Consider the following 26,968-nt stretch of genomic DNA (forward strand, 5'->3'; position numbering starts at 1 on the left):
TTTGTTACAAAATAAGTTTTTGATAGAATTTTCTGATAATTTGGTATATAATACTTTTAATTTAAATAAAAAGGAGTGATTTTATGGGAGATTGCAAAGATTTTTGTCATAAAAAGTACCAAGTAGCAACGATTTTTCTGCTAACGGTCTTTGCATTCGGATTTGCTTTCGCACAGGTTAGTGCCGATGAGGGAAAATTTGAAGCATCCAATCAAGTTACACATGCTGTAATGACTAATAAATTAGATGATTCAAATAAGCTCGCACCGCCAGTCACGGCTGACAAGAATGCTCTAAATTCTTCTTCTAAGGAAAAAACAGAAGTGACAGAGTCATTAAAACAAGATGATTCTATAGAGTATAGAGATAATAAGTCAGACAAGAATGTAACCACACAGAAAGAAACGACTGCTATAAAAAGTGAAGAGAAGAAGGAAGAATCAGCAGTGAAAAGTAATTCTTCTTCAGAAAGCTTACAATCACAGTCGTTATCTCAAGGTGGACATAAAGAAAAGCCAAACAGTATCTCCAGTAATGAAATTATTACTGTCCCTAAAACCTGGGAAGCAGGACATAAAGGACAAGGAACTGTAGTCGCTGTTATAGATTCAGGGCTTGATTTGAACCATGAGGTTTTGCGTATTTCTGATCCGTCAAAGGCGAAATTTAAAAATCAGGATGATATCGAAAAAGCTAAAAAGGCTGCTGGTATTGACTATGGGAAATGGTACAGTGATAAAGTAGTATATGCTTATGATTACTTTGATGGAACTGATAATATAAAAGAAGCTGAAAAAGAGTCTCATGGAATGCATGTTACTGGGATTGTAGCTGGAAATCCTGTTAATAAAGCCCCGAATTCTGAGAAGGTTTATGGGGTGGCGCCAGAAGCTCAAATTATGTTTATGAGAGTTTTTTCAGACAGAGATAAAACTACAGCATCTGCCCTCTATGTAAAAGCTATTGATGATGCAGTTGCACTAGGTGCAGATGTGATCAATATGAGTTTGGGTGCAGGTGCGGGTTCAACAGTAGATGCAGGTTCAGATATCATTGATGCAGTAAAAAGAGCACGCGCTAAAGGAGTATCTGTTGTTATTGCTGCTGGTAATAGTAATACTTTCGGTAGAGGTTTTTCACAACCATTGGCAGCAAATCCTGATTATGGTCTCGTCGGAAATCCCTCTACAGTAGAAGATTCAATTTCGGTTGCTTCGATTAATAATAAAATTCTAACTACTGAAGTTTTTGAAGTAAAAGGTTTAGAAAATGACGCTACCCTTGATTATGGTAAGTTTGATTTTAATAGACCTGAAACAGAAAAAGATTTTGAAAAAGGGAAAGAATACGAATATGTAGCAGCAGGTATTGGTCGTGAAGAAGATTTTGCTAATATTGATGTAAGAGGCAAGTTAGCACTGATTCAACGTGGTAAAATTAATTTTTCTGATAAGATTAAAAATGCTCTTAAACACGGTGCAGCTGGAGTTTTAATTTATAACAACGTTGAAGGTGCAAATGTTAGTATGTCTGTTACAGGTGATGCTAAGAAAATCCCATCTGTTTTTATTTCAAAACATTATGGTGAAATTCTTAAGTCTGGTCAGTATAAAATTGTCTTTAATCACAAGATGGATAATCGTAAATCAGACGTTGCAGACCAATTATCAGATTTTTCAAGTTGGGGAGTTACAACTGATGGACAATTGAAACCAGATGTTACTGCACCTGGTGGAAATATCTATTCATCATTTAACGACAATAGCTATGGAAGTATCAGTGGAACAAGTATGGCGGCCCCTCATGTAGCTGGTGTCGCAGCATTAGTCAAAGAATATTTAGCAAAGAAACATCCTGAATTATCAGCTAGTCAAATTTCAGAGATTGTAAAAGCTTTAATTATGTCTACTGCAAAACCACATTTTAATAAACAAACTGGAGCCTATACTTCTCCACGTCAGCAAGGTGCAGGCGTAGTTGACACGATGGCGGCAACAAGCACAGATTTATTTGTAACAGGTGCAAATAACTATCCAAGTGTTACTCTTGGCAATGTTGGTGATAAATTTACCTTTGAAGTTACAATTCATAATATTTCGGATAAAGACCAAACATTGAAGATGATTGTAAATACAAATACGGACGAAGTTGAAGAAGGGAAATTCACTCTCCGTCCACGAAAACTAACTGAAACAGTTTGGCCTGAAGTAACTGTGAAAGCTCATAGTACGAAGACGGTAACAGTTAGTGTAGATACAAGTAAGTTTACTGAAGAACTTAGCAAAATAATGCCAAATGGATATTTTCTAGAAGGATTTGTTAGATTTGTCAATCCTGCAGATGATGATTCTATTATTGGTTTACCATTTATGGGATTTAAGGGAGAATTCCAAAATCTACCTGCAATTGAAAAACCAATTTATCAATTGTTTAAGGAAGGAAACAGTGGATTTTACTCTGAAATTGATAAAGATAATCCAGGAATTTCACCTTCAGACGATGCAACTTATTTAACAAGTTCTGAAAATGATGTAAATGTTTTAAAAGCAGAGCGTCGAGGAAATCGAGTGACTGTACTTGGAGTGAAACAAGATGCTGAAGGAAAATACCATCTTCAATTAGATGAAAAGGGGAATATCCGCCTTGCTATCTCGCCAAATGAGGATGGTAATAAAGATTCTGTTCAGTTTAAAACTCTTGTCTATAGAAACTTGGTAAATCTTCGTGCGACGGTTTATGCTTCTTCGGATACAACACACAGTCAGCCTATTTGGCAAAGTCGTCCAACAGACCTTGTAAAAAATTATTTTGATGGCGATACTAGAAATCCAAGAAGTTATATTGTAGATAAAACAGCTTGGGGAGGACAGGATTCTAATGGAAATCGAGTTTCTGATGGAATTTATGACTATGTTATTAGTTATAAGCCAGATGTCCCTGGAGCTGAGGAACAATATACAACATTTAAAATTCAAATCGATACACAAAAACCTCTGATTACTTCGGGATATATTCGTTCTCAAGAAGATCAAGAACAATTTATAGCTCGCAAACCTCAGGATGTTGGAAATGGCGGAATTCTTCTAGAAAAAGTCTTTTATATTCGTCCTTCTGAAAATAGAGAGGCGACAGATTCAGAAATCGAACAGTATCAAATTATCAAACAAAATGAAGATGGTAGTTATACACTTCCTAAGAACGTTGATAAATCGAAAATCTTCTATTATGTAGAAGACTTTGCGGGAAATGTAGATTTTATATCTATCAAAGATCTTGTAGGTGAAGAAAATAGTGGTCGTGTAAAAATTGCTATACTAAACAATAAAACCAAGGATGAGATTGATACAACTTATGTTTATCGCATTAAAAATAGCGAAGGTCAATATGTAACCGTTGATAAGTCAAAAGATATTAATTTCTTGAAATTTGGGCATTATGTTGCAGAAATTTTTAGCTATGACCGTACAGAGTTGAAATTTGTGAGTGCTCTATCTAAGGAATTTGATTTAACGAAAGAAAATAGTTTTCAAACTATTACCTTCTTGGCTAACAAAATGAAATATGCCCCAGTAACGGTTGGCTTTAATCAAGCTGTTCCTGGAACTACAACGATTACTTTAGTAGGTGAAGACGGTCAGAGTCAAGTCTTGCCAGCTGAAACATATGGTAAACATTCTTATGGTAAGAAAGTGGTTACTGGTGAATATAAAGTTCTTGTAAATCTGTCAAACGGTTATGAATTACTTGATAATCTTCAACCATTTAAAGTTCTGTTTGGTAAAAATAATGTTTTGTCACTTTCAGTTGTTTCTAAGTTAGCTCTGATTGCAGCTTTAAATAAACAAATGGAAGTAGTTAAAACTCCGAGATATTATAATACAAAACAGAAGTTAAAAGAGATTTTTGATCAAAGTGTCAAAGATGCGCAACTAGCATTGGGAAGTAAACTTAACCAAGATAAAATTGATCAAATTGTTAAGGCTTTAGAGTCTGCTATGCAAACATTGGATGGTAAGGAATCTGATATCACATCATTGAAGAATGCTATTAAAGCATATGCTGAGACAGTTAAAAAAGGTAAATATATAAATTCTGATCAAGAACTCAAAGGTCAATATGATCGTGAATTTAAACTCTTGGCATTATTAATTACAAAAGATTTGATAACTCAAGATGAAATCGACCGTCTATTGACCACTTTCTTGAAAGCACAAGACCAGCTGAATGGGAAAGAAACAGATTTCATGAGCCTAAAAAATGTTATCGTGGATGAAGTGAAGTTCCAAGACAAAGATCCAAGATTTTTGACAGCTAGCAAAGAGGAGAAAGATTCATATAATCTTATTTTCAACAAAGCTAAGCTACTTTTGGAAAATGCAGAAGCTAGTCAAGAAGAAATTAATGCAGTAATCAATGCTCTAAAAGAGACGGCTGTAAAACTTAAGGCTAATAAAGTAGAGATTCCAACCAAACCAGTTGCACCAGTTAAGCCGGTTGATCCAACTAAAGCAGTTGCACCAGTTAAGCCAGTTATTCCAACTAAACCAGTTGTAACGATTAATCCAGTTAATCCAGCTAAACCAGTTGTAACGATTAATCCAGTTAATCCAGCTAAACCAGTTGTAACGATTAAACCAGTTATTCCAGCTAAATCAGTTGTAATGATTAATCCAGTTAATCCAGCTAAACCAGTTTCTCAAGTGAAACCTGTTAAATTAGTAAGTCACAATAGACAAGTCTCAACTATCAAACCTTCAATTAGCAATGATAAAATTGAGAAAGCTCCATCAATTATAGAAGCTAATCATGAGAATAAAACACTAGCTGGAAGTGGTCAACAAGTGCTTTTAGCTACAGTCAACAAAGAAGGAAAACAATTACCAACCACTGGTGAGAATAACATGATTTCTATTATGCTAAGTATTTCCGGAATTTCTCTCTTATTGTCAGTTATTGGAATTGCAACTTTTTCAAAAAGTGAGTAGAGAATACAATACATCTTTCTATAGTTTTTGATTTACAGTATGTTACAATTCTGATATAATAGTCAGGAGGAAAGAAAGTCTTATGGCGTTCTTCAAGCGAGCTTGGGATAGTGGGAGCCAAGTAGGGCAAAATAAGGAACTGGCGCTTTCTGTAGTATTTTTAAAAACAATGAAGTAATAAATTAGGGTGGAACCGCGTTTCTGACGCCCCTAGTCGCAAGGCTTGGGTGTTGAAATTCGGTTCTTTTTGAATTCGTATAATGCCTAAGTAGAAAGGAGCATAATGCTTAAAGGATCTTGTTTATGTAAAGAAGTGACCTACACTCTAGATGAGGAATTATCGGAATTAGTTTTTTGTCATTGCTCATTTTGTCGGAAAGCAAGTGCGTCTGCCTATACAGTTAATGCTAAAGTTAGCAGTGAAAGGCTAGTATTGAATGGAAAAGAAAAGCTTGTTTCCTATAGTTCTTCTCCAGGAAAACAGCGTTATTACTGCCAGAACTGTCATAGTCAAATTTTCACTGTTCAAGAAAATATACCAGAAGTCAGTGCTTTGAAATTAGGTACAATAGATGAATGCGATCAGAATTTACAAACTGTTCCTAAACGTCATATTTTTCAGGACCCAGCCTTTTCTTGGTTGCTTGATAAATAAATCTAAGAAGATAATATAAATTAAAGGAGTAAACAATGTCTAAAAAATTGACTTTCCACTGCGTCAGTGGCAGAAACCTCCTTATAGTCGGAACTGCCCACGCTCAGCACTAGAGTGCCTGAGCTAGACGCAGTACTAACTCGTCTTGCCTCGTATGATCGACGAGGCAGACTCGTGTCGCAAGTAATTTATATAAAAAGGAGTAAACAATGTCTAAGAAATTAACATTTCAAGAAATTATTTTGACTTTGCAACAATTTTGGAATGACCAAGGTTGTATGCTTATGCAGGCTTATGACAACGAAAAAGGTGCGGGAACAATGAGTCCTTACACTTTCCTTCGTGCTATCGGACCTGAGCCATGGAATGCGGCTTATGTAGAGCCATCACGTCGTCCTGCTGACGGTCGTTATGGGGAAAACCCTAACCGTCTCTACCAACACCACCAATTCCAAGTGGTCATGAAACCATCTCCATCAAATATCCAAGAACTTTACCTTGAGTCTTTGGAAAAATTGGGAATCAATCCTTTGGAACACGATATTCGTTTCGTTGAGGACAACTGGGAAAACCCATCGACTGGTTCAGCTGGTCTCGGTTGGGAAGTTTGGCTTGATGGGATGGAAATTACTCAGTTCACTTATTTCCAACAAGTCGGTGGATTGGCAACTGGCCCTGTGACTGCAGAAGTTACCTATGGTTTGGAGCGTTTGGCTTCTTACATCCAGGAAGTAGACTCTGTCTATGATATCGAGTGGGCTGATGGTGTAAAATACGGAGAAATCTTTATCCAGCCTGAGTATGAGCACTCAAAATATTCGTTTGAAATTTCTGACCAAGAAATGTTGCTGGAAAACTTTGATAAGTTTGAAAAAGAAGCTGGTCGTGCCTTGGAAGAAGGTTTGGTTCACCCTGCCTATGACTATGTTCTCAAATGTTCACACACCTTTAACCTGCTTGATGCGCGTGGTGCCGTATCTGTAACAGAGCGTGCAGGCTATATCGCTCGTATCCGTAACTTGGCCCGTGTCGTAGCTAAAACCTTTGTCGCAGAACGCAAACGCCTAGGCTACCCGCTTTTGGATGAAGCAACACGAGCTAAACTCTTAGCAGAAGACGCAGAATAGTGAGTAATATTGTGCTCTAAAATCGTTAGAGGCAAGTCGAAGACTTGCTAGAGGGATATGCACCGCCGTACTGTTATGTGGGGATTTTTGAAACCTTAGGTTCAAAAATTAGTCAGCTAAATCCACTTTGATGAGACTGTTGGAAATCTTGATCAATTTAGTATTAGATTTCCATACAGACTCACAAAGTTAGTTAGCGACGTCCCCAGTACCTAAGGTGCATATCAAAAAAGATTGAAGAAAATGTAAAGGAAAAAACATGACAAAAAACTTATTAGTAGAACTCGGTCTTGAAGAATTACCAGCCTATGTTGTCACACCAAGTGAAAAACAACTAGGCGAAAAAATGGCAGCCTTCCTCAAGGAAAACCGCCTGTCTTTTGAAGCTATTCAGACCTTCTCAACACCACGTTGTTTGGCTGTTCGTGTAACTGGTCTTGCAGACAAACAATCTGATTTGACAGAAGATTTTAAGGGGCCAGCAAAGAAAATTGCCTTGGATAGTGATGGAAACTTCACCAAAGCAGCTCAAGGATTTGTTCGTGGAAAAGGCTTGACAGTTGAAGATATTGAATTCCGTGAAATCAAGGGTGAGGAATATGTCTATGTTACCAAGGAAGAAATTGGTCAAGCAGTTGAAGCCATTGTTCCTGGTGTTGTAGATGTGTTGAAGTCCTTGACTTTCCCTGTCAGCATGCACTGGGCTAACAACACCTTTGAATACATCCGCCCTGTTCACACTTTAACTGTTCTTTTAGATGAAGAAGAGTTTGATTTGGATTTCCTTGATATCAAGGGAGGGCGTGTGAGCCGTGGCCATCGTTTCTTAGGACAAGAAACCAAGATTCAGTCAGCTTTGAGCTATGAAGAAGACCTTCGTAAGCAGTTTGTAATTGCGGATCCTCGTGAACGTGAGCAAATGATTGTTGACCAAATCAAAGCAATCGAAACTGAGCATGGTGTACGTATCGAAATTGATGCTGATTTGCTTAATGAAGTCTTGAACTTGGTTGAATACCCAACTGCCTTTATGGGAAGTTTTGATGCCAAATACCTTGAAGTTCCAGAAGAAGTTTTGGTGACTTCAATGAAAGAACACCAACGTTACTTTGTTGTTCGTGATCAAGACGGTAAACTATTGCCAAACTTCATTTCTGTTCGTAATGGAAACGCAGAGTATTTGGAAAATGTCATTAAAGGAAATGAAAAAGTCTTAGTAGCTCGCTTAGAAGACGGTGAATTCTTCTGGCGTGAAGACCAAAAATTGGTGATTTCAGATCTTGTTGAAAAATTAAACAATGTAACCTTCCATGAGAAGATTGGTTCCCTTCGTGAACACATGATTCGTACGGGGCAGATTGCTATTCTCTTGGCAGAAAAAGCTGGTTTGTCAGCGGATGAAACGATTGACCTAGCCCGTGCAGCAGCCATTTACAAGTTTGACTTGTTGACAGGTATGGTTGGCGAATTTGACGAGCTCCAAGGAATTATGGGTGAAAAATATGCCCTTCTTGCTGGGGAAACTCCAGCGGTAGCAGCTGCTATTCGTGAACACTACATGCCTACATCAGCCGAAGGAGAACTTCCAGAGAGCAAGGTTGGAGCCATTCTAGCCATTGCAGACAAATTGGATACGATTTTGAGTTTCTTCTCAGTAGGCTTGATTCCATCAGGTTCTAATGACCCTTATGCTCTTCGTCGTGCAACTCAAGGTGTAGTTCGTATCTTGGATGCTTTTGGTTGGCACATTGCTATGGATGAGCTGATCGATAGCCTTTATGATTTGAAATTCGACAGCTTAACTTATGAAAATAAAGCGGAGGTCATGGACTTTATCAAGGCTCGTGTCGATAAGATGATGGGCTCTACTCCAAAAGACGTTAAGGAAGCGGTCCTTGCAAGTTCGAACTTTGTTGTGGCGGATATGTTGGAAGCAGCAAGTGCTCTCGTAGAAGCAAGCAAGGAAGAAGACTTCAAACCATCTGTTGAATCACTTTCTCGTGCCTTTAACTTGGCTGAGAAGGCAGAAGGAGTTGCCACAGTTGATTCAGCTCTCTTTGAGAGTGAAGAAGAGAAAGCCTTGGCAGAAGCAGTAGAATCACTCGTTTTGTCAGGGACTGCCAGTCAGCAATTGAAACAACTCTTTGCGCTTAGTCCAGTTATTGATGCCTTCTTTGAAAATACTATGGTTATGGCCGAAGATCAGGCTGTACGTCAAAATCGTTTGGCAATCTTGTCGCAATTAACCAAGAAAGCAGCTAAACTTGCACGTTTTAACCAAATCAATACCAAATAAAATCTGTTAAACGGATTAAATCTTATCATAAAGGAGAGAAACATGGATCCTAAAAAAATTGATCGTATTAACGAGCTTGCCAAAAAGAAAAAAACAGAAGGCTTGACCCCAGAAGAAAAAGTAGAACAAGCCAAGTTACGTGAGGAGTACATAGAAGGTTATCGTCGCACTGTTCGTCACCACATCGAAGGGATCAAAATTGTGGACGAAGAAGGAAACGATGTTACACCAGAGAAACTACGTCAGGTACAACGTGAAAAAGGTTTACATGGCCGTAGTCTCGATGATCCAAATTCATAATAAATATTCTTTCTTTTAATAAGAATAGATAAAATAATAACCAAAAGACTAGCAGACACAAACTGCTAGTCTTTTGTCACTTAAAAAGGAACCAAAATGGTTCCTAAAACTATTATTAGTTACTTGCGCCAGATGTAGCGTCAGCGCCACCACCGTGACCTCCAGCATCACCTGCATCAGAAGCTCCAGATGTGGCATCTGCTCCGCCATGTCCTCCAGCAGGAGCTGCAGCATTTCCACCAACTAGACGTTGACCAGTTGTATTGAGGTACCAATCAAGCCATGGTTGGAAATTAAAGATAATCTCATTAATTCCAGCATATGAGCCATCTGGATAGTACATTGCTTGGTAATTATGGGTATTAATAACACCTTCAGGTGTTCCTGGCACAATTGTACGGACATATTCTTGATCTCCGTTACGCAATACGCCGACAACCCATTCAACGTTTTTCATTCTAGAATCTGGCAATGTACCGTGTACTGTCCCTAATCTATTTCCTGATTGAGCACGGACACGTTTACCAAACATTGTATCTGGGTCTTGGTGTGCGTTATTAAAGTACAAGAATTGATTATTATCATCTGCAAATGTCAATTCAAATGGCATTGCTTTCAAGAACATGTCAAGTTGGTTAACTGTCAAGATACCGTGGTCTAATTTAACGTAAGTATCTCCAGAAACAGCTCCAACAAGTTCAGCAGCTTTTTCTACCCATTCAGGATCATCTGGATCAACACCTTGGATAGTAGTTGCAATTGAATTTGTACAATATAAATCTTCTGGCTCAATTGGTTTTGGTTTTTTCAATTTTGAAACGACTCCCACATATTTTACAAAGTTGTCCAAGCATGTTTCAAGGAAATTAACAGTTCCTTCATTCGTGATATTTCCATTAACATCAAAAGCTTCTTTAGCTTTACCAAGAAGGAATTCATTTCCTGGAAGAGTGTAGGCATTGACACCTGGAGCGTCAAGAATCTTACGAAGGTGAACTTGGGCACGAGAAGTACCTTGGTCGTAGTAAGAAGCTCCCACAATCATGACTGGCTTGTTTTCAAATGGATGAACCTCGTATGAAAGCCATTCAAGAACTGATTTAAGAGAAGCTGAGATTGTGTGGTTGTGCTCAGGAGTAGCAATAATGACACCATCAGCACGCGTAATTCTGTTATACAAGAGACGCAATTGGAAGCTTTCGTCCCATTTTTCGTCTTGGTTAAACATTGGAACTTCATCAATTTCGAGAACTTCTAATTCAAATTTGAGTTTGAAGTGACGACGGATGAATTCTAAGAGTTTACGGTTATATGATTGATCGTAGTTTGATCCTACAAGTCCAACAAATTTCATTCTTTTTGGTCTCCTATCTTACAAATTTTCCCAGTCAAAGTCTTCAGCATCTTTGCGAAGTAGGGCTTGTGCGTTGCGCAATTTTTCTGTAATTTTTACAAAGATACGGAAGTCGTCAAAAGTGGCATCCAATTTTTTAATAACATCAAGATCCACTAGGTCTCCACTTGGGTTGAAGGCTTGAAGAGAGTGTGAAAGCAAGAATTCATCAGGAAGGACACTTGCTTTAATTTCTGGAGCATTCAAGATTTGGCGAAGTTGTAATTGGGCACGTGATGAACCAAGCGTACCATATGAAGCACCTGTAATCATGATTGGTTTGTTCAAAAGTGGATAGATACCATAAGACAACCAAGCAAGAGCGCTCATCAAAACAGCTGGGATAGAGTGGTCATACTCAGGAGTACCAATAATAACGCCATCTGCCTCTTCAATTTTAGCAGCAATTTCTAGGATTTCAGCAGGTACTTGCTTGTCAGCTGGTTTGTTGAAGACAGGAATGTCTTTAATTTCAACAAGTTCAATTTCAGCTTTTTCAGCAAAGTGTTTTTGCATGTATTGAAGCAATTGGCGGTTTGTAGAACGTTTTGAATTTGTTCCAACAATAGCAATAAGTTTTAACATGAGATTTCCTTTCTCTTTTTACATAATACAATTTTAAAACTCCATTGAAACAGTTGTTTCTATAGAGTAGGAATTCCTGAAGAACAGCTTAGGTAACCTTTCTTATCGATGAGGATAGCTTCGATGCCCTCTAAACTTTCGACTTGCCAGAGGATAGAAGCAGGTCTTTCTCCAAAGAGTCGAGTTGTCCATATTTCACCATCGACTGACTTATCAGAGATAATTGTGAGACTAGCAAGTTCCGTTTCAACAGGATATCCTGTTTGGCTGTCAAAAATATGATGGTAATCTTTTCCATCGACAGTCAGGTGACGTTCATAAATGCCTGAAGTGACGACAGATTGATTGATAACGGGGATGGTCATTAAGTGATTTCCCCGAGGATTGGCTGGGTCTTGAATCCCGATTTGCCAAGGTTGATTTCCTCTTGCCTGATTTTTTCCAATAGTCAGGATATTCCCTCCCAGATTGATCAAGGCAGATGTTACTCCCTCTTCTCTCAGAAATTGGGCAACTTTATCCGCACTATAACCCTTGGCTAAACAACCAAGATCAATCTTCATTCCTTTCTGTTTCAAGAATACAGTGTAAGTAGAAGAATCTAACTCGATAGAATGAGGATTGATTAAAGGAAGTACCGATTCAATTTCTTGAGGTTGTGCGACTTTGGCATCCGAAAAACCGATGCGCCAGGTTTGAATTAAGGGACCAATACTGATGTTGAGATGGCTAGAGGGCGCTAGGCTATGCTCTAAACCAAGTGAAATCAGTTCAAACAGGTCTGGATGAACCTTGACAGGAGCTATTCCAGCTTGATAATTGATTTCCATCAACTCAGATTCTTGGCTATTGGCGTTGAAGCGGTATTCGAGCTCTCTGAGTAAATCAAAGGATTTCTGGAGCAAGATATCTGCTCGCTCATCCACCAATGAAATAGTGATAGTGGTTCCCATTAGCCGTTCGGAATGTGAACTAAGAGGCAAGCTACCAACTCCTTTCTCTTATGAAAAGAAGGCTGAAATATAGTAAATTTATATTAAATTTAACCCCTTACATTTTCTTTCCATGATACTAGCATACCATAAAGTCAGCGTTTTCACAAATAAAATTTGTAAAGTTGTCAAGAAATATGCTCAGAAAATAAAGAGTAATTGTAAGAAAGGCTGATAAAATACAGATTATTTACATTTTTTTACAAAAAAATCGGGAAAATTAGCTAAACTCTTGTAAACGCTAACAGTAAATGTTATACTAGAAGGGTAAATTTAAAATTGAAGGTAGGAATTTTTCTATGAGTAAAATCGTTGTAGTTGGTGCTAACCACGCTGGTACAGCATGTATTAATACTATGTTGGATAATTTTGGCAATGAGAACGAAATTGTTGTATTCGACCAAAACTCTAACATCTCTTTCCTAGGATGTGGAATGGCCCTTTGGATTGGTGAACAAATTGACGGTGCTGAAGGCTTGTTCTATTCTGATAAAGAAAAATTGGAAGCTAAAGGTGCTAAGGTATATATGAACTCACCAGTTCTTTCAATCGACTATGATAACAAAGTAGTTACTGCAGAAGTTGAAGGAAAAGAGCACAAAGAATCATACGATAAATTGATTTTCGCTACAGGTTCTACACCAATCTTGCCACCAATCGAAGGTGTTGAAATTGTTAAAGGCAACCGCGAATTTAAAGCAACTCTTGAAAATGTACAATTCGTTAAATTGTACCAAAACGCTGAAGAAGTGATTCACAAATTGTCTGATAAGAGTCAACACCTTGACCGAATCGCCGTTGTTGGTGGTGGTTATATCGGTGTTGAACTTGCTGAAGCCTTTGAACGTCTTGGAAAAGAAGTTGTCCTTGTTGATATCGTTGATACTGTTTTGAACGGTTACTATGACAAAGACTTCACACAAATGATGGCGAAGAACTTGGAAGACCACAACATCCGCTTGGCGCTTGGTCAAACTGTTAAAGCAATCGAGGGTGATGGTAAAGTTGAACGCTTGATTACTGATAAAGAAACTTTCGATATCGATATGGTTATCCTTGCAGTTGGTTTCCGTCCAAATACAGCCCTTGCTGATGGTAAGATTGAACTCTTCCGTAACGGTGCCTTCCTTGTAGACAAGAAACAAGAAACATCTATCCCTGGCGTTTACGCTGTAGGTGACTGTGCAACTGTTTATGACAACGCTCGTAAAGACACTAGCTACATCGCTCTTGCTTCAAATGCTGTTCGTACTGGTATCGTTGGTGCATATAACGCTTGTGGACATCAATTGGAAGGAATCGGTGTGCAAGGTTCAAACGGTATCTCTATCTACGGTCTTCACATGGTTTCAACCGGTTTGACTCTTGAAAAAGCTAAAGCAGCAGGTTACAATGCAACTGAAACAGGCTTTAACGATCTTCAAAAACCAGAATTCATGAAACATGATAACCATGAAGTAGCAATCAAGATTGTCTTTGACAAAGATAGCCGTGAAATTCTTGGTGCACAAATGGTTTCACACGATTCTGCAATCAGCATGGGAATCCACATGTTCTCACTTGCTATCCAAGAGCATGTGACAATCGATAAATTGGCATTGACAGACCTATTCTTCTTGCCACACTTCAACAAACCATACAACTACATCACAATGGCTGCCCTTACAGCTGAAAAATAAAAATGAATGAGCTATCTGGCCTTAAGTTAAGGTCAGATAGTTTTTTCATCATTCTGTACCCATACAATTACGTTTTTTTTATCTTGTACTTCATTTTAATCTAACTTAAAATGAAATGGTAGCTACCAATACAAATGATGAGGATAAAGAAATGACTGAAAATCGTTATGAACTAAATAAAAACTTGGCACAGATGCTCAAAGGTGGGGTTATCATGGACGTTCAGAACCCTGAACAGGCTCGTATTGCAGAGGCCGCTGGTGCGGCTGCTGTTATGGCCTTGGAGCGAATTCCAGCTGATATTCGTGCAGCTGGTGGTGTTTCCCGTATGAGTGATCCAAAGATGATTAAGGAAATCCAAGAAGCGGTTAGTATTCCAGTGATGGCCAAGGTCAGAATCGGGCACTTTGTTGAAGCTCAGATTTTAGAGGCTATTGAGATTGACTATATTGATGAGAGTGAAGTTTTATCTCCAGCAGACGATCGTTTCCATGTGGACAAAAAAGAATTCCAAGTTCCTTTTGTCTGTGGGGCTAAGGATTTGGGAGAAGCCTTGCGTCGTATTGCTGAAGGAGCTTCTATGATTCGTACCAAAGGAGAACCGGGGACGGGGGATATCGTTCAAGCCGTTCGTCATATGCGTATGATGAATCAGGAAATTCGCCGCATTCAAAACCTACGTGAGGACGAACTTTATGTTGCCGCCAAGGACTTGCAGGTACCTGTAGAATTGGTTCAATACGTCCATGAACATGGAAAATTGCCAGTTGTAAACTTTGCGGCTGGAGGCGTTGCAACGCCAGCAGATGCTGCGTTGATGATGCAATTAGGGGCAGAGGGTGTCTTTGTCGGTTCAGGTATTTTCAAGTCAGGAGATCCTGTTAAACGAGCGAGTGCCATTGTCAAAGCGGTAACTAACTTCCGTAATCCTCAAATCCTAGCTCAAATCTCTGAAGATCTAGGCGAAGCCATGGTTGGTATTAATGAAAATGAAATTCAAATTCTCATGGCAGAGCGAGGAAAATAGATGAAAATCGGAATATTGGCCTTGCAAGGTGCCTTTGCAGAACATGCAAAAGTGCTAGATCAATTAGGTGTCGAGAGTGTTGAAATCAGAAATCTAGATGATTTTCGGGAACATCAGAGTGACTTGTCAGGTTTGATTTTGCCTGGTGGGGAGTCTACAACCATGGGCAAGCTCTTACGAGACCAAAACATGATGCTTCCCATTCGAGAAGCCATTCTATCTGGTTTACCAGCCTTTGGAACCTGTGCAGGCTTGATTTTGCTGGCTAAGGAAATTACTTCTCAGGAAGAGTGTCATCTTGGAACTATGGATATGGTGGCCGAGCGCAATGCCTATGGGCGCCAATTAGGAAGTTTCTATACGGAAGCAGAATGTAAGGGAGTCGGTCAGATTCCAATGACCTTTATTCGTGGTCCAATTATCAGTAGTGTTGGAGAGGGTGTAGAAATTCTAGCAACAGTTGATAATCAAATCGTTGCAGCTCAAGAAAAAAATATGTTGGTAACTTCTTTTCATCCAGAATTGACTGATGATGTCCGCTTGCACCAGTACTTTATCAATATGTGTAAAGAAAAAAGTTGAGATTGAATTTCTCAACTTTTTTACATGTAATAAACAATGGCAATGTATTGGAGGGCAGACGCAGCTAGGATAAAAAGATGCCAAATCATGTGGAAATAAGGTTTCTTCTTGGCGTAAAATCCAGCTCCAACTGTATAACATAGTCCGCCAGTTACCATGAGACTCCAGAAAATTGGTGTCGTTTGACTGATAATGGCAGGAATGATAGCTAGAACCAACCAGCCCATAATCAGGTAAAGAGCAAGGCTAAATTTCTCATTGACTTTTTTAGCAAAGATTTTATAGAGAATACCAAATATGGTCGTTCCCCATTGGATGGCAATAATCAGATAGCCAAACCAGTTATTCATTAAGGTCAAGACGACGGGCGTGTATGAGCCAGCAATGGCAACATAAATCATAGAATGGTCGATGATTCGCAAGACATATTTGTGGGTTGAACCATAGGCCATAGAGTGGTAAATGGTGGATGATAGAAACATGAGAAAGAGACTAATAACGAAAATGGAAACGCCGATAGATGATAAAAATCCGTGTGCCTCATAACTATAGGTGGATGAAATGGGGAGTAAGATGAGCATGATGACGGCACCCACAGCATGGGTCACACTATTAGCAATCTCCTCTCCGAAACTGAGTTGTTTGCTGAGTTTAAGACTAGTGTTCATTGGATTACCTCCTCTTGAGTATGATGGATTAAGGCTAGAGTTTGATGATAGAGTTTAACGGTTTGGCAGCTGGTTTGGATAATGGGGTTAGCTGGGTCAATTCCTTGATTCATGTAGTTTACAAAAGCATCGTAGAGTTGGTCTGAACTTGCTTGAGTTTGGAGAGTATTAAGTGTCTGTGCTATTTCTTGAATAGAAAATACAGACTTGAGGGTTGTGATAGCAATCAAACGGGCAATCTGTTGGCGTTGGTATTTTTTCTTGTCAGGCTTTGTCAGGTAACCATGTTTAACATAATTGTTGACCATGGATGCTGTTAATCCCTTGTCTTTATCTGGAGAGACAGGGGCGCAGACCTGATTGACATAGAGCAAAACCTGGTCCAGATAGAGGTCAATATTTGGGATTTCTGCCCATTTGGGGTAGGAAAAGGTAGTTTTCATTTTCAACTCCTTTTTATCTAGTTTCAATAACTAGATTATAAAATAATAAAAACAGAAAGTCAAGTTTTAACTGCTTGTAGAAAGACTTAAATTATGCTATGATGGGAGAAACTAGTCAGAAATGAGGAGAAAAGATGGAGATTCGTTTAGCTTTTCCAGATGAAGTAGATGCCATCATGCAGGTGATAGAGGATGCTAAAAAATGTTTAGCGGATGCTGGTAGTGACCAGTGGCAAAATGGTTATCCAAATGCTGATATTATTATTGAGGATATTATCTCAGGCCAAGCCTACGTAGCCTTGGAAGAGGGAGAACTATTAGCCTATGCTGCTGTGACCAAGAGTCCAGAGGCAGCCTATGAAGCCATTTATGAAGGCAACTGGCAAGCTGGGGAGTCAGAGTACCTAGTCTTTCACCGTATTGCTGTGGCAGCAGATGTGCAGGGACAGGGAGTTGCTCAAACCTTTTTAGAGGGCTTGATTGAAGGTTTTGATTATCTAGATTTTCGCTCAGATACGCATGTTGCAAACAAGGCCATGCAGCATATCTTTGAAAAACTCGGTTTTAAACAGGTTGGTAAGGTTCCAGTTGATGGCGAACGCTTGGCCTATCAAAAATTAAAGAAATAATGCAAAAGAAGTACGTAAAAATGCTCTACTTTTCGCCAATAGGAACCTTGTCTTTGGTTGCCGACGAGCAATATCTGTATGGCATTTGGGTTCAGGAGCAGAAGCATTTTGAGAGGGGACTAGGAGATGAAACAATAGAAGAAGTTGTTAGTCATCCCATTTTAGACCCAGTTATTGCTTGCTTAGATGTTTACTTTAAAGGCAAGCCTCAGGATTTATCCAACTTGCCCTTGGCTCCAATCGGAACGGATTTTGAAAAGCGAGTTTGGTCCTATTTACAGGGAATTCCTTATGGTCAGACAGTGACCTATGGACAAATAGCCCAAGAGCTACAAGTGGATTCTGCTCAAGCAATTGGTGGAGCGATAGGACGCAATCCGTGGTCTATCCTAGTACCTTGTCATCGGGTGCTGGGAGCTGGCAAGCGTCTGACAGGTTATGCTGCAGGAGTGGAAAAGAAAGCTTGGCTCTTGGAGCATGAAGGCGCAGATTTTAAAGATATAAAATAGAAAGTGAAAGACATGTTAGAATTTATCGAATATCCAAAATGTTCAACTTGTAAAAAAGCAAAACAAGAATTAAACCAACTCGGTGTGGACTATAAAGCCATCCATATCGTTGAAGAAACACCTAGCCAAGAAGTCATTTTAAACTGGCTAGAAACCTCGGGTTTTGAGTTGAAGCAATTTTTCAACACCAGTGGGATCAAATACCGTGAATTGGGGCTGAAAGATAAGGTAGGAAGTCTGTCAAACCAAGAAGCAGCTGAGTTGCTAGCAAGCGACGGTATGTTGTTAAAACGCCCCATTTTAGTAGAAAATGGAACTGTTAAGCAAATCGGTTATCGAAAAGCTTATGAAGAATTGGGATTGAAATAGTTTTTATCTATCTCTTTGATAGATAAAATATATAACCTCCCTGTTTCAAAGTATGATAAACTAGTAGGTAGACAAAGTCTGTACCTGACCGTAGCAAATAATTTCATTGACGGCAAAAGTATGGTAGAATGAATCATTATCAGGAGAGGATGTTTTTATGAATGTTACAACGATTTTAGCATCAGATTGGTACCAAAACTTGATGCAATTGATTCCGGATGGCAAGCTTTTTAGCTTGCGTTCGGTCTTTGATGGAATCCCGAGAATTGTCCAACAACTTCCAATAACGATTATGTTGACCATTGGTGGTGCTCTTTTTGGCTTGGTTTTGGCGCTTCTTTTTGCCATTGTGAAGATCAATCGTGTCAAAATTTTATACCCCTTGCAGGCCTTCTTTGTTAGCTTCTTAAAAGGGACACCGATTTTGGTGCAACTCATGTTGACCTACTACGGAATTCCTTTGGCTTTGAAAGCTCTCAATCAGCAATGGGGAACTGGTTTCAATATCAATGCGATTCCAGCCGCTGCTTTTGCAATTGTCGCCTTTGCCTTTAATGAAGCAGCTTATGCTAGTGAAACCATTCGTGCAGCCATTCTCTCAGTCAATCCTGGTGAGATTGAGGCGGCACGCAGTCTGGGGATGACCCGAGCGCAAGTTTATCGTCGCGTGATTATTCCAAATGCGGCCGTTGTGGCGACTCCAACCTTAATCAATTCCCTAATCGGCTTGACCAAAGGAACTTCTCTAGCCTTTAGTGCGGGTGTTGTGGAAGTCTTTGCCCAAGCTCAGATTTTGGGTGGAGCTGATTACCGCTACTTTGAACGCTTTATCTCCGTTGCCCTTGTTTATTGGGTAGTCAATATCGGAATTGAAAGCCTTGGTCGTTTCATCGAGAGAAAAATGGCTATTTCTGCACCCGATACAGTGCAAACAGATGTGAAAGGAGACCTTCGTTAATGATTAAGATTTCGAATTTAAGCAAATCCTTTTCAGGACAGACTGTCTTGGATCATCTGAACTTGGATATTCAAAAAGGGGAAGTTGTAGCCTTGATTGGTTCTTCAGGAGCTGGAAAATCAACCTTCCTTCGTAGTCTCAATTATCTTGAAACACCTGACAGTGGCTCGATTCAGATTGATGATTTCTCAGTTGATTTTTCTAAAATCACTCAAGAAGAAATCCTTGCCCTACGCCGTAAGTTGTCTATGGTTTTCCAACAGTTTAATTTGTTTGAACGCCGAACAGCACTTGATAATGTGAAAGAAGGCTTGGTTGTTGTCAAGAAATTATCCGACCAAGAAGCAACCAAGATTGCCAAGGAAGAGTTGGCTAAGGTTGGGCTTTCAGACCGTGAAAACCATTATCCTCGCCATTTATCAGGTGGACAGAAGCAACGGGTTGCCCTAGCGCGTGCACTTGCGATGAAACCAGATGTCTTGCTCTTAGACGAACCAACTTCAGCCCTTGATCCAGAATTGGTCGGCGAAGTAGAAAAGTCTATTGCAGATGCTGCTAAGTCAGGTCAAACCATGATTTTGGTTAGTCATGACATGTCCTTTGTAGCTCAAGTTGCGGATAAGATTCTCTTCCTAGATAAGGGGAAAATCATTGAGTCTGGAACACCGGATGAGATTATCCACCATCCTAAAGAAGAGCGAACAAAAGAATTCTTCGCTAGTTACAAACGGACTTATATTTGATATAATAGATAAAGAAAAACTCAGTTAGCTGGACTAGCTGAGTTTACTCTTTAAAAAAGATAGAAATGAGAGAAATCATGCTACTGCAACTATTTTCTTTATATTTCGAGAGTTTGATCTTGACCACCATCCTCGTCCTGATTTTTTTAGGGATTTGGATTGGACTGAGAGCCATGTCGGGAGTTGATAAGACAGCCAAGGCTCGCCAAGCCCATCTCTATGATATGATTATGATTGGTGTTTTGGTTGTTCCAGTATTATCCTTTGCGGTTATGAGTTTAATTCTTGTTTTCAAGGCATAATCCTTGCTTGATTGACAAGAAAGAGTTAGAATAAAGATAGTTACAACAAGAAAGAAGGAAACTATATGTACGATACTATTATTATCGGTGCTGGACCTGCAGGTATGACTGCAGCCTTGTATGCTGCTCGAAGCAATCTGAAAGTAGCCTTGATTGAAGGTGGTCTGCCAGGTGGTCAGATGAATAATACATCTGATATTGAAAATTACCCAGGATACGCTAATATTAGTGGGCCAGAATTGGCAGAAAAGATGTTTGAACCGCTTGAAAATCTTGGTGTTGAGCACATTTATGGCTATGTTAAAAATGTAGAAGACCATGGTGATTTTAAGAAAGTGATGACTGATGACCAAACATATGAAACACATACAGTTATCGTAGCAACTGGTTCTAAACACCGTCCTTTGGGAGTACCTGGAGAAGAAGAACTGAACAGTCGTGGTGTTTCTTACTGTGCCGTGTGTGATGGTGCTTTCTTCCGTGACCAAGATTTGTTGGTAGTTGGTGGTGGAGATTCAGCTGTTGAAGAAGCCCTCTTCTTGACTCGCTTTGCCAAGACTGTTACCATTGTTCACCGTCGTGACCAGCTTCGTGCCCAAAAAGTGTTACAAGACCGCGCCTTTGCGAATGAGAAAATCAGCTTTATCTGGGATTCTGTAGTGAAGGAAATCAAAGGTGAAAACCGAGTAGAATCTGTCGTATTTGAAAATGTGAAAACAGGTCAAGTGACGGAACAAGCCTTTGGTGGTGTCTTTATCTATGTTGGATTGGACCCTCTTAGCGATTTTGTTAAAGAATTAAATATTCAAGACCAAGCAGGTTGGATTGTGACAGATAACCACATGAAAACTGCAGTTGATGGTATCTTTGCCGTTGGAGATGTTCGCTTGAAAGACCTTCGCCAAGTAACAACAGCAGTTGGAGATGGAGCTATCGCTGGTCAAGAAGCCTATAAATTTATCACAGAACATAGTTAATACACTTCTAAAATCTCTTCAAACCACGTCAGCTTTGCTTTGCCGTAGGTATGAGTACTGACTTCGTCAGTTCTATCCACAACCTCAAAACAGTGTTTTGAGCTGACTTCGTCAGTTCTATCCACAACCTCAAAACAGTGTTTTGAGCTGACTTCGTCAGTCTTATCTACAACCTCAAAGCAGTGCTTTGAGCTGACTTCGTCAGTCTTATCTACAACCTCAAAGCAGTGCTTTGAGCTGTCTACAGCTAGCTTCCTAGTTTGCTCTTTGATTTTCATTGAGTATAATCATAAAAAAGTTTCCAATCAGATGACTGGAAACTTTTTTATAGTCTATTTCGGAAAACTTCGTACATGAGAATAGCTGCAGCAACGCTGGCATTAAGGCTTTGAACATGTCCATTCATCGGAATGGTAATCATCTCATCAACCTGTTTTTTGATGTTGCTAGAGATGCCTTTTCCTTCATTTCCAATGATGAGGGCAATTTTCCCTTTTGTATTCCACTTATGGCAAGGAGTCCCATTCATATCTGTTCCAAAGGTCCAGAAGCCTTCATCCTTGAGTTTGTCCAGAGTTTGGCTCAGGTTGGTTACTCGGGCAATTGGAACGTGCTCAATAGCACCTGTGGCTGTTTTGGCAACGACAGGAGTAACTCCGACAGCACGGTGTTTGGGAATGATGACTCCGGAAACATTGGTTGCATCAGCGGTTCTTAAGATGGAGCCTAAGTTGTGAGGGTCAGTTAACCCGTCCAGAATCAATAGCAAAGGATTTTCTTCTTGGCGTGTTTTGGCAAGGATTTGGTCCAGCTCGCTATAGGCAAATTCAGATACTCGTAGAACAAAACCTTGGTGGACAGCACCTTCGGTCATCTCAGAAAGGGATTTTTTTGAAGTCCAAGAAATGGACACCTTCTTTTCTGTAGCCAGTTCCTTGACTTTCTCAAGATTCTTACCTCGGAGATCTTCTTGAAGGTAGAGTTTGTTACCAGTATTTGCAAGGAGGGCTTCGGTAACGGCGTGGACGCCATAGACAATATCATTTGTTTTCATGCCTCTATTATAACACAAAACCCCGTATTGCAACGGGATTTTCTTTATTCTAGAATTAGTAAACCATCTTTAACTGCAAATGGGTCTTTTTCATTGATACGATCATAAAACATGATGCCGTTGATGTGGTCAATTTCATGCTGAACAACGATGGAGTTGTAGCCTTTGAGCTTGATACGGTGTTTTTCTCCATCCTTGTCAAAGTAGTCAACAGTAACGCGGGCATGGCGAACAACATAGCCAGGTACGTTGCGGTCAACAGAGAGGCAGCCTTCTCCTTCGCCAAGAGCAGCGTCTTGAACCGAGTGAGAGACGATTTTGGGATTGTACATAATGGCTTGCAAGTCGTAGGCTTCCTGTGGAGTTTCGCCTTCTTCAACAATGTTTGGCACCAAAACAGCGATAATGCGTTTTGAGATATCTAACTGGGGAGCAGCCAGTCCAACACCACCGCGGAGCCCCATTTTTTCAGCCATGACGGGATCTTGGGAATGTTTAAGGAATTGCATCATCTTTTCGCCAAGGATGATTTCCTGATCAGATAAGGGGAAAGTGACTTCCTCAGCAACCGCGCGTAGAGTAGGATTCCCTTCGCGGATAATATCGTTCATATCAATTAAGTGAGCAGCTTTTGTAATACGTTCTATAGCAGACATTTTCTCTCCTTTCATTACCTCTACATGATAACACAAAATGACAAGGATTGAAAGTATTACAGCCTTTAGGATTTGTAGAAAATAGATAGGATGTTCAATTCATACTCAATGAAAATCAAAGAGCAAACTAGGAAGCTAGCCGCAGGCTGTACTTTAGTACGGTAAGGCGACGCTGACGTGGTTTGAATTTGATTTTCGAAGAGTATCAATTGTGAAAGAATTACTTATCTGTGATATAATAAAAAGAAAAGGCTTGCATTAGAAAGTAGGGAGAATGAAGATGCAAAGAAGACAAGATAGATATAAACGTGGACCAGTTTTTCATTTTGTGAGGGGTTTTGTAAACTTTTTTAGGAGTTATCGCAAGTGGAGCAATAAGGGATTTGTGACGATACTCTTGCTAGCAGTTGCTTTATCAATGGGTTTGGTCTTGTTGTTTGAAAGCTTCCAAGGAATCCCTTTAACCAGTCAAAAAAAGGATACCATTTCTCAAGAAGCAAATAAGACGAATCAAAATTCTAAAAATCAGGAAGAGGAAAAAACTGCAAGAATTATGGCCAACGGGGATCTCCTCTATCATATTCCCATCTATCGTTCTGCCTTAAAAGAAGATGGTACCTATGATTTTCATGAAAATTTTGATTATGTGAAACCATGGCTCAAACAAGCAGACTTGATTATAGGTGATTTTGAAGGCACTGTGAACAATGACCACTATTTGGCAGGTTATCCTCTCTTTAATGCACCTGGAGAAGTCATGGATGCTATCAAGGATGCCGGTTATCAAGTGCTAGACTTGGCGCATAACCATATCCTAGATTCACAAATAGAAGGTGTGGTCTCAACAGCAGATGCTATTGAGAAGGCAGGAATGACACCTATTGGAGTGTATACGCATGAGTCCCGTGATCAAGCTCCACTGGTTATCAAGGAAGTGAACGGTATCAAGGTTGCACTTTTGGCCTATTCTTATGGTTTTAATGGAATTGAGCAAAGTATTTCTCAAGAAGACTATAACCGCTATCTTTCAGACCTAAATGAAGACAAGATGAAGGCTGAAATTGAACGAGCAGAGAAGGAAGCAGATATCACCATTATCATGCCTCAGATGGGTGTGGAGTATCGCTTGGAACCAACTGAAGAACAAAAGGCTCTTTATCACAAGATGATCGATTGGGGAGCTGATATTATCTTTGGAGGGCACCCTCACGTAGTTGAACCATCTGAAACGGTTGAAAAAGATGGAGACAAGAAACTCATTATCTATTCAATGGGGAACTTCATTTCCAATCAACGAATCGAAACTATGCAAGATGAAGAGAATGCTAAGTGGACAGAGCGTGGCGTACTCATGGATGTGACCATTAAGAAAAAAGCAGGTAAGACGACAATCGAAACTGCCAAAGCACATCCTTCTTGGGTAAACCGTACACCGAAAGGAACCTATTCTCCAGAAGGTTATCCACTTTTCCTTTACCAAACCTATATCTTAGAAGATTTTATCGAGGGTGGTAGTCATCGTGACCAGTTAGATGAAGCGACTAAGGAACGAATTGATACAGCCTATAAAGAAATGAACGAACATGTAGGATTGAAGTGGGATTAGCTTGAATTCAGAGGGCATTAAATGACGATTAAAATAATTGCGACAGATATGGATGGGACCTTGCTGGATGCTAGAGGCCAGCTTGATCTCCCACGTTTGGAAAAGATTTTAGATCAGTTGGATCAAAGGGGTATTCGTTTTGTCATTGCGACTGGCAATGAAATTCACCGCATGAGGCAACTACTGGAGCACTTGGTCGATCGAGTGGTTCTGGTTGTTGCAAACGGTGCTCGTATTTTTGAAAACAATGAATTGATTCAGGCACAGACTTGGGATGATGCTATTGTCGATAAGGCTTTGGCTCATTTCAAGGGTCGAGCGTGTCAGGATCAGTTTGTTGTGACGGCTATGAAGGGTGGTTTCGTCAAAGAAGGTACGATTTTTACAGATCTTGAAAGTTTTATGACTCCAGAAATGATTGAAAAATTCTACCAACGGATGCATTTTGTGGATGAATTAACATCTGACCTCTTTGGTGGTGTGCTCAAGATGAGTATGGTTGTTGGTGAGGAACGTTTGAGTTTGATCTTGGCAGAGATTAATGACCTCTTTGATGGCCGTGTTCGGGCTGTATCGAGTGGCTATGGTTGCATTGATATCCTCCAAGCTGGAATCCATAAAGCATGGGGCTTGGAAGAATTACTCAAGCGTTGGGACTTGACCTCCCAACAAATCATGGCTTTTGGCGATAGTGAAAATGATGTTGAAATGCTTGAAATGGCTGGGATTGCCTATGCGATGGAAAATGCTGATGAGAAAGCCAAAGCTGTGGCGACTGCTCTAGCACCAGCTAACAGCCAAGGAGGAGTTTACCAAGTCTTGGAAAACTGGTTAGAAAAAGGAGAATGAAGTGGCAGTACAGTTATTAGAAAATTGGTTACTGAAGGAACAGGGCAAAATCCAAACCAAGTATCGTCACTTAAATCAAATTTCTGTTGTAGAGCCAGACATTCTTTTTATTGGGGATTCTATTGTCGAATATTATCCTCTGCAGGAGTTGTTTGGGACTGCAAAGACGATTGTCAATCGAGGCATTCGAGGTTATCAGACAGGGCTGTTATTAGAAAATCTAGATGCGCATCTGTACGGTGGAGCAGTAGATAAAATTGTCCTTTTGATTGGGACAAATGATATTGGAAAAGATGTGCCTGTGAATGAGGCTCTCAATAACCTCGAAGCTATCATACAATCCATTGCTCGCGATTATCCATTGACTGAGATTAAATTGCTTTCTATTTTACCAGTCAATGAGGGAGAGGAGTACAAGCAGACAGTCTATATCCGCACGAATGAAAAAATTCAGAAGTGGAATCAAGCTTATCAAGAGCTTGTTTCTGCCTATATGCAGGTAGAATTTGTGCCAATTTTTGATAGTTTGATAGACCAAGAAGGTCAACTCAAAAAAGAATATACAACTGATGGACTGCATCTCAATGTTGCTGGTTATCAGATTTTGACAAAATCTTTGAAAGACTATCTTTTGTAGTTAATTGCTTTCCTTTTTGCATTTTTGAGTTAGATAAGGTATAATGGTTTTATTGTCTTTTGGGGTCGTTACGGATTCGACAGGCATTATGAGGCATATTTTGCGACTCGTGTGGCGACGTAAACGCTCAGTTAAATATAACTGCAAAAAATAACACTTCTTACGCTCTAGCTGCCTAAAAACCAGCAGGCGTGACCCGATTTGGATTGCTCGTGTTCAATGACAGGTCTTATTATTAGCGAGATACGATCAAGTCTTGTCTAGCGGCTTGATAAGAGATTGATAGACTCGCAGTTTCTAGGCTTGAGTTATGTGTCGAGGGACTGTTAAACTAATACATAACCTATGGTTGTAGACAAATATGTTGGCAGGTGTTTGGACGTGGGTTCGACTCCCACCGGCTCCATTATTCCTTTGCATTCTTTTGCATTCCTTGGTAAAACGTTGTTAAATGGCTCTTTGTCAACTGTAGTGGGTTGAGAAAAGCTACGATCTAGAAAGGACAAATTTCGTCCTTTCTTTTTTGATGTTCAGAGCAATAAAAATCCGTTTTTTGAAGTTTTCAAAGTTTCGAAAACCAAATGCATTTCGTTTGATAAGTTTGATAAGTTTGATAAGTTTGATAAGTTTGATAAGTTTGATAAGTTTGATAAGTTTGATAAGTTTGATAAGTTTGATAAGTTTGATAAGTTTGATAAGTTTGATAAGTTTGATAAGATTGATAAGATTATTAGTCGCTTCTAATTTGGCGTTGGAATAGGGTAATTGAAGGGCGTTGGCAATTTTCTCTTTATCCTTGAGGAAGGTTTTAAAGACAGTCTGAAAAAGAGGATGAATCTGCTTTAGATTGTCCTCAATGAGCCCGAAAAATTTATCGGGTTCCTTATTCTGAAAGTGAAAAAGCAAGAGTTGGTAGAGATGGTAGTGATGTTTCAAGTCTTCTGAAT

27 protein-coding genes and 1 other RNA gene are annotated in these 26,968 nt (G+C 39.6%); 19 read left to right on the forward strand and 9 right to left on the reverse strand.

The annotated features are described in order from the left end of the window. The first annotated feature begins 83 nt into the window (after nt 1-83). The 5 genes from D8845_RS09420 (at nt 84) to D8845_RS09440 (ending at nt 9,363) form a co-directional block, all read left to right on the forward strand. Nucleotides 84-4,985 (forward strand): S8 family serine peptidase, encoded by a 4,902-nt coding sequence (locus D8845_RS09420; RefSeq protein ID WP_125453254.1) that lies wholly within the window; start codon nt 84-86, stop codon nt 4,983-4,985. A 283-nt stretch (nt 4,986-5,268) separates the two neighbouring features. Then, nucleotides 5,269-5,640, forward strand: a complete 372-nt coding sequence (locus D8845_RS09425; protein ID WP_125453255.1) for a GFA family protein — start codon at nt 5,269-5,271, stop codon at nt 5,638-5,640. Nucleotides 5,641-5,849: 209 nt separating this feature from the next. Next, entirely contained in the window at nt 5,850-6,767 is a 918-nt protein-coding gene (gene glyQ, locus D8845_RS09430) for a glycine--tRNA ligase subunit alpha (RefSeq protein ID WP_000038733.1), read from the forward strand. Between the two features lie 259 nt (nt 6,768-7,026). Further along, nucleotides 7,027-9,063 (forward strand): glycine--tRNA ligase subunit beta, encoded by a 2,037-nt coding sequence (glyS, locus tag D8845_RS09435; protein ID WP_125453256.1) that lies wholly within the window; start codon nt 7,027-7,029, stop codon nt 9,061-9,063. A gap of 42 nt (nt 9,064-9,105) precedes the next feature. Beyond that, nucleotides 9,106-9,363, forward strand: a complete 258-nt coding sequence (locus tag D8845_RS09440; RefSeq protein WP_000371299.1) for a DUF896 family protein — start codon at nt 9,106-9,108, stop codon at nt 9,361-9,363. A gap of 115 nt (nt 9,364-9,478) precedes the next feature. Here D8845_RS09440 and D8845_RS09445 read toward each other — a convergent pair whose 3' ends face one another. Genes D8845_RS09445 through D8845_RS09455 form a run of 3 tightly spaced genes read right to left on the reverse strand, consistent with a single transcriptional unit; the run spans nt 9,479 to nt 12,324 of the window. Beyond that, on the reverse strand, nt 9,479-10,717 hold the full coding sequence (locus D8845_RS09445; RefSeq protein ID WP_045607182.1) for an NAD(P)H-dependent oxidoreductase: 1,239 nt from the start codon (nt 10,715-10,717) through the stop codon (nt 9,479-9,481). Between the two features lie 18 nt (nt 10,718-10,735). Next, the gene (locus D8845_RS09450; protein WP_000915951.1) at nt 10,736-11,341 is read right to left on the reverse strand and encodes an NADPH-dependent FMN reductase; all 606 of its coding nucleotides are present in this window, start codon (nt 11,339-11,341) and stop codon (nt 10,736-10,738) included. A gap of 59 nt (nt 11,342-11,400) precedes the next feature. Then, nucleotides 11,401-12,324 (reverse strand): FAD:protein FMN transferase, encoded by a 924-nt coding sequence (locus D8845_RS09455; RefSeq protein ID WP_125453257.1) that lies wholly within the window; start codon nt 12,322-12,324, stop codon nt 11,401-11,403. 308 nt (nt 12,325-12,632) lie between these two features. On the opposite strand from D8845_RS09455, the gene nox reads away from it, so the two are divergent. The 3 genes from nox (at nt 12,633) to pdxT (ending at nt 15,621) form a co-directional block, all read left to right on the forward strand. Then, nucleotides 12,633-14,012, forward strand: coding sequence for a H2O-forming NADH oxidase (nox, locus tag D8845_RS09460; protein WP_125453258.1), 1,380 nt, complete (start codon nt 12,633-12,635; stop codon nt 14,010-14,012). A 151-nt stretch (nt 14,013-14,163) separates the two neighbouring features. Next, complete coding sequence (gene pdxS / locus D8845_RS09465; protein WP_000138517.1) at nt 14,164-15,039, forward strand: pyridoxal 5'-phosphate synthase lyase subunit PdxS; 876 nt, start codon at nt 14,164-14,166, stop codon at nt 15,037-15,039. Further along, nucleotides 15,040-15,621: a pyridoxal 5'-phosphate synthase glutaminase subunit PdxT gene (pdxT, locus tag D8845_RS09470; RefSeq protein ID WP_125453259.1), complete on the forward strand. Its 582-nt coding sequence runs from the start codon at nt 15,040-15,042 to the stop codon at nt 15,619-15,621. Between the two features lie 20 nt (nt 15,622-15,641). Here pdxT and trhA read toward each other — a convergent pair whose 3' ends face one another. After that, nucleotides 15,642-16,289 (reverse strand): PAQR family membrane homeostasis protein TrhA, encoded by a 648-nt coding sequence (gene trhA, locus D8845_RS09475; RefSeq protein WP_001097996.1) that lies wholly within the window; start codon nt 16,287-16,289, stop codon nt 15,642-15,644. Continuing rightward, complete coding sequence (locus D8845_RS09480; protein WP_125453260.1) at nt 16,286-16,732, reverse strand: DUF1836 domain-containing protein; 447 nt, start codon at nt 16,730-16,732, stop codon at nt 16,286-16,288. The genes trhA and D8845_RS09480 overlap by 4 nt, the downstream gene beginning before the upstream one ends. 134 nt (nt 16,733-16,866) lie before the next feature. Between D8845_RS09480 and D8845_RS09485 the strand changes: the two genes are divergently transcribed. From D8845_RS09485 to trxB, 7 genes are all read left to right on the forward strand, one after another. Beyond that, nucleotides 16,867-17,361 (forward strand): GNAT family N-acetyltransferase, encoded by a 495-nt coding sequence (locus D8845_RS09485; protein ID WP_125453261.1) that lies wholly within the window; start codon nt 16,867-16,869, stop codon nt 17,359-17,361. Continuing rightward, nucleotides 17,361-17,870 carry a methylated-DNA--[protein]-cysteine S-methyltransferase gene (locus tag D8845_RS09490; RefSeq protein ID WP_125453262.1) on the forward strand — a complete coding sequence of 170 codons (510 nt, stop codon included), beginning with the start codon at nt 17,361-17,363 and terminating at the stop codon, nt 17,868-17,870. Before D8845_RS09485 ends, D8845_RS09490 begins: the two co-directional genes overlap by 1 nt. A 12-nt stretch (nt 17,871-17,882) precedes the next feature. After that, on the forward strand, nt 17,883-18,239 hold the full coding sequence (locus D8845_RS09495) for an arsenate reductase family protein (RefSeq protein WP_000889083.1): 357 nt from the start codon (nt 17,883-17,885) through the stop codon (nt 18,237-18,239). Between the two features lie 157 nt (nt 18,240-18,396). Then, on the forward strand, nt 18,397-19,197 hold the full coding sequence (locus D8845_RS09500) for an amino acid ABC transporter permease (RefSeq protein WP_001103445.1): 801 nt from the start codon (nt 18,397-18,399) through the stop codon (nt 19,195-19,197). Beyond that, complete coding sequence (locus tag D8845_RS09505; protein WP_000590982.1) at nt 19,197-19,940, forward strand: amino acid ABC transporter ATP-binding protein; 744 nt, start codon at nt 19,197-19,199, stop codon at nt 19,938-19,940. The genes D8845_RS09500 and D8845_RS09505 overlap by 1 nt, the downstream gene beginning before the upstream one ends. Before the next feature lie 77 nt (nt 19,941-20,017). Further along, complete coding sequence (locus D8845_RS09510) at nt 20,018-20,242, forward strand: DUF4059 family protein (protein WP_000926599.1); 225 nt, start codon at nt 20,018-20,020, stop codon at nt 20,240-20,242. A 65-nt stretch (nt 20,243-20,307) separates the two neighbouring features. Then, complete coding sequence (gene trxB, locus D8845_RS09515) at nt 20,308-21,219, forward strand: thioredoxin-disulfide reductase (RefSeq protein ID WP_125453263.1); 912 nt, start codon at nt 20,308-20,310, stop codon at nt 21,217-21,219. Here the strand turns inward: trxB and D8845_RS10525 are convergent. Genes D8845_RS10525 through def form a run of 3 tightly spaced genes read right to left on the reverse strand, consistent with a single transcriptional unit; the run spans nt 21,216 to nt 22,929 of the window. Continuing rightward, entirely contained in the window at nt 21,216-21,497 is a 282-nt protein-coding gene (locus tag D8845_RS10525) for a hypothetical protein (RefSeq protein ID WP_125453264.1), read from the reverse strand. The two genes, trxB and D8845_RS10525, sit on opposite strands and share 4 nt — an antisense overlap. Before the next feature lie 47 nt (nt 21,498-21,544). After that, nucleotides 21,545-22,273 (reverse strand): 23S rRNA (guanosine(2251)-2'-O)-methyltransferase RlmB, encoded by a 729-nt coding sequence (rlmB, locus tag D8845_RS09525; RefSeq protein ID WP_125453265.1) that lies wholly within the window; start codon nt 22,271-22,273, stop codon nt 21,545-21,547. Nucleotides 22,274-22,317: 44 nt separating this feature from the next. Next, entirely contained in the window at nt 22,318-22,929 is a 612-nt protein-coding gene (gene def / locus D8845_RS09530) for a peptide deformylase (protein ID WP_001272956.1), read from the reverse strand. A gap of 280 nt (nt 22,930-23,209) precedes the next feature. Between def and D8845_RS09535 the strand changes: the two genes are divergently transcribed. The 4 genes from D8845_RS09535 (at nt 23,210) to ssrA (ending at nt 26,430) form a co-directional block, all read left to right on the forward strand. Then, nucleotides 23,210-24,535 (forward strand): CapA family protein, encoded by a 1,326-nt coding sequence (locus D8845_RS09535; RefSeq protein WP_125453266.1) that lies wholly within the window; start codon nt 23,210-23,212, stop codon nt 24,533-24,535. Nucleotides 24,536-24,556: 21 nt separating this feature from the next. Next, on the forward strand, nt 24,557-25,384 hold the full coding sequence (locus D8845_RS09540; protein WP_125453267.1) for an HAD family hydrolase: 828 nt from the start codon (nt 24,557-24,559) through the stop codon (nt 25,382-25,384). A 1-nt stretch (nt 25,385) separates the two neighbouring features. Further along, a complete protein-coding gene (locus D8845_RS09545) occupies nt 25,386-26,021 on the forward strand; it encodes an SGNH/GDSL hydrolase family protein (RefSeq protein WP_125453268.1) in 636 nt (211 codons plus the stop codon). A 61-nt stretch (nt 26,022-26,082) separates the two neighbouring features. Next, nucleotides 26,083-26,430: a transfer-messenger RNA gene (gene ssrA, locus D8845_RS09550) on the forward strand. Nucleotides 26,431-26,507: 77 nt separating this feature from the next. On the opposite strand, the gene D8845_RS10530 is transcribed toward ssrA, so the two are convergent. Next, nucleotides 26,508-26,968 (reverse strand): transposase (locus D8845_RS10530; protein ID WP_185757444.1); only part of this gene is annotated, 461 nt, incomplete at its 5' end.

This window comes from Streptococcus mitis, from assembly GCF_003942865.1.
GTDB classification, from domain to species: Bacteria; Bacillota; Bacilli; order Lactobacillales; family Streptococcaceae; genus Streptococcus; species Streptococcus mitis_BI.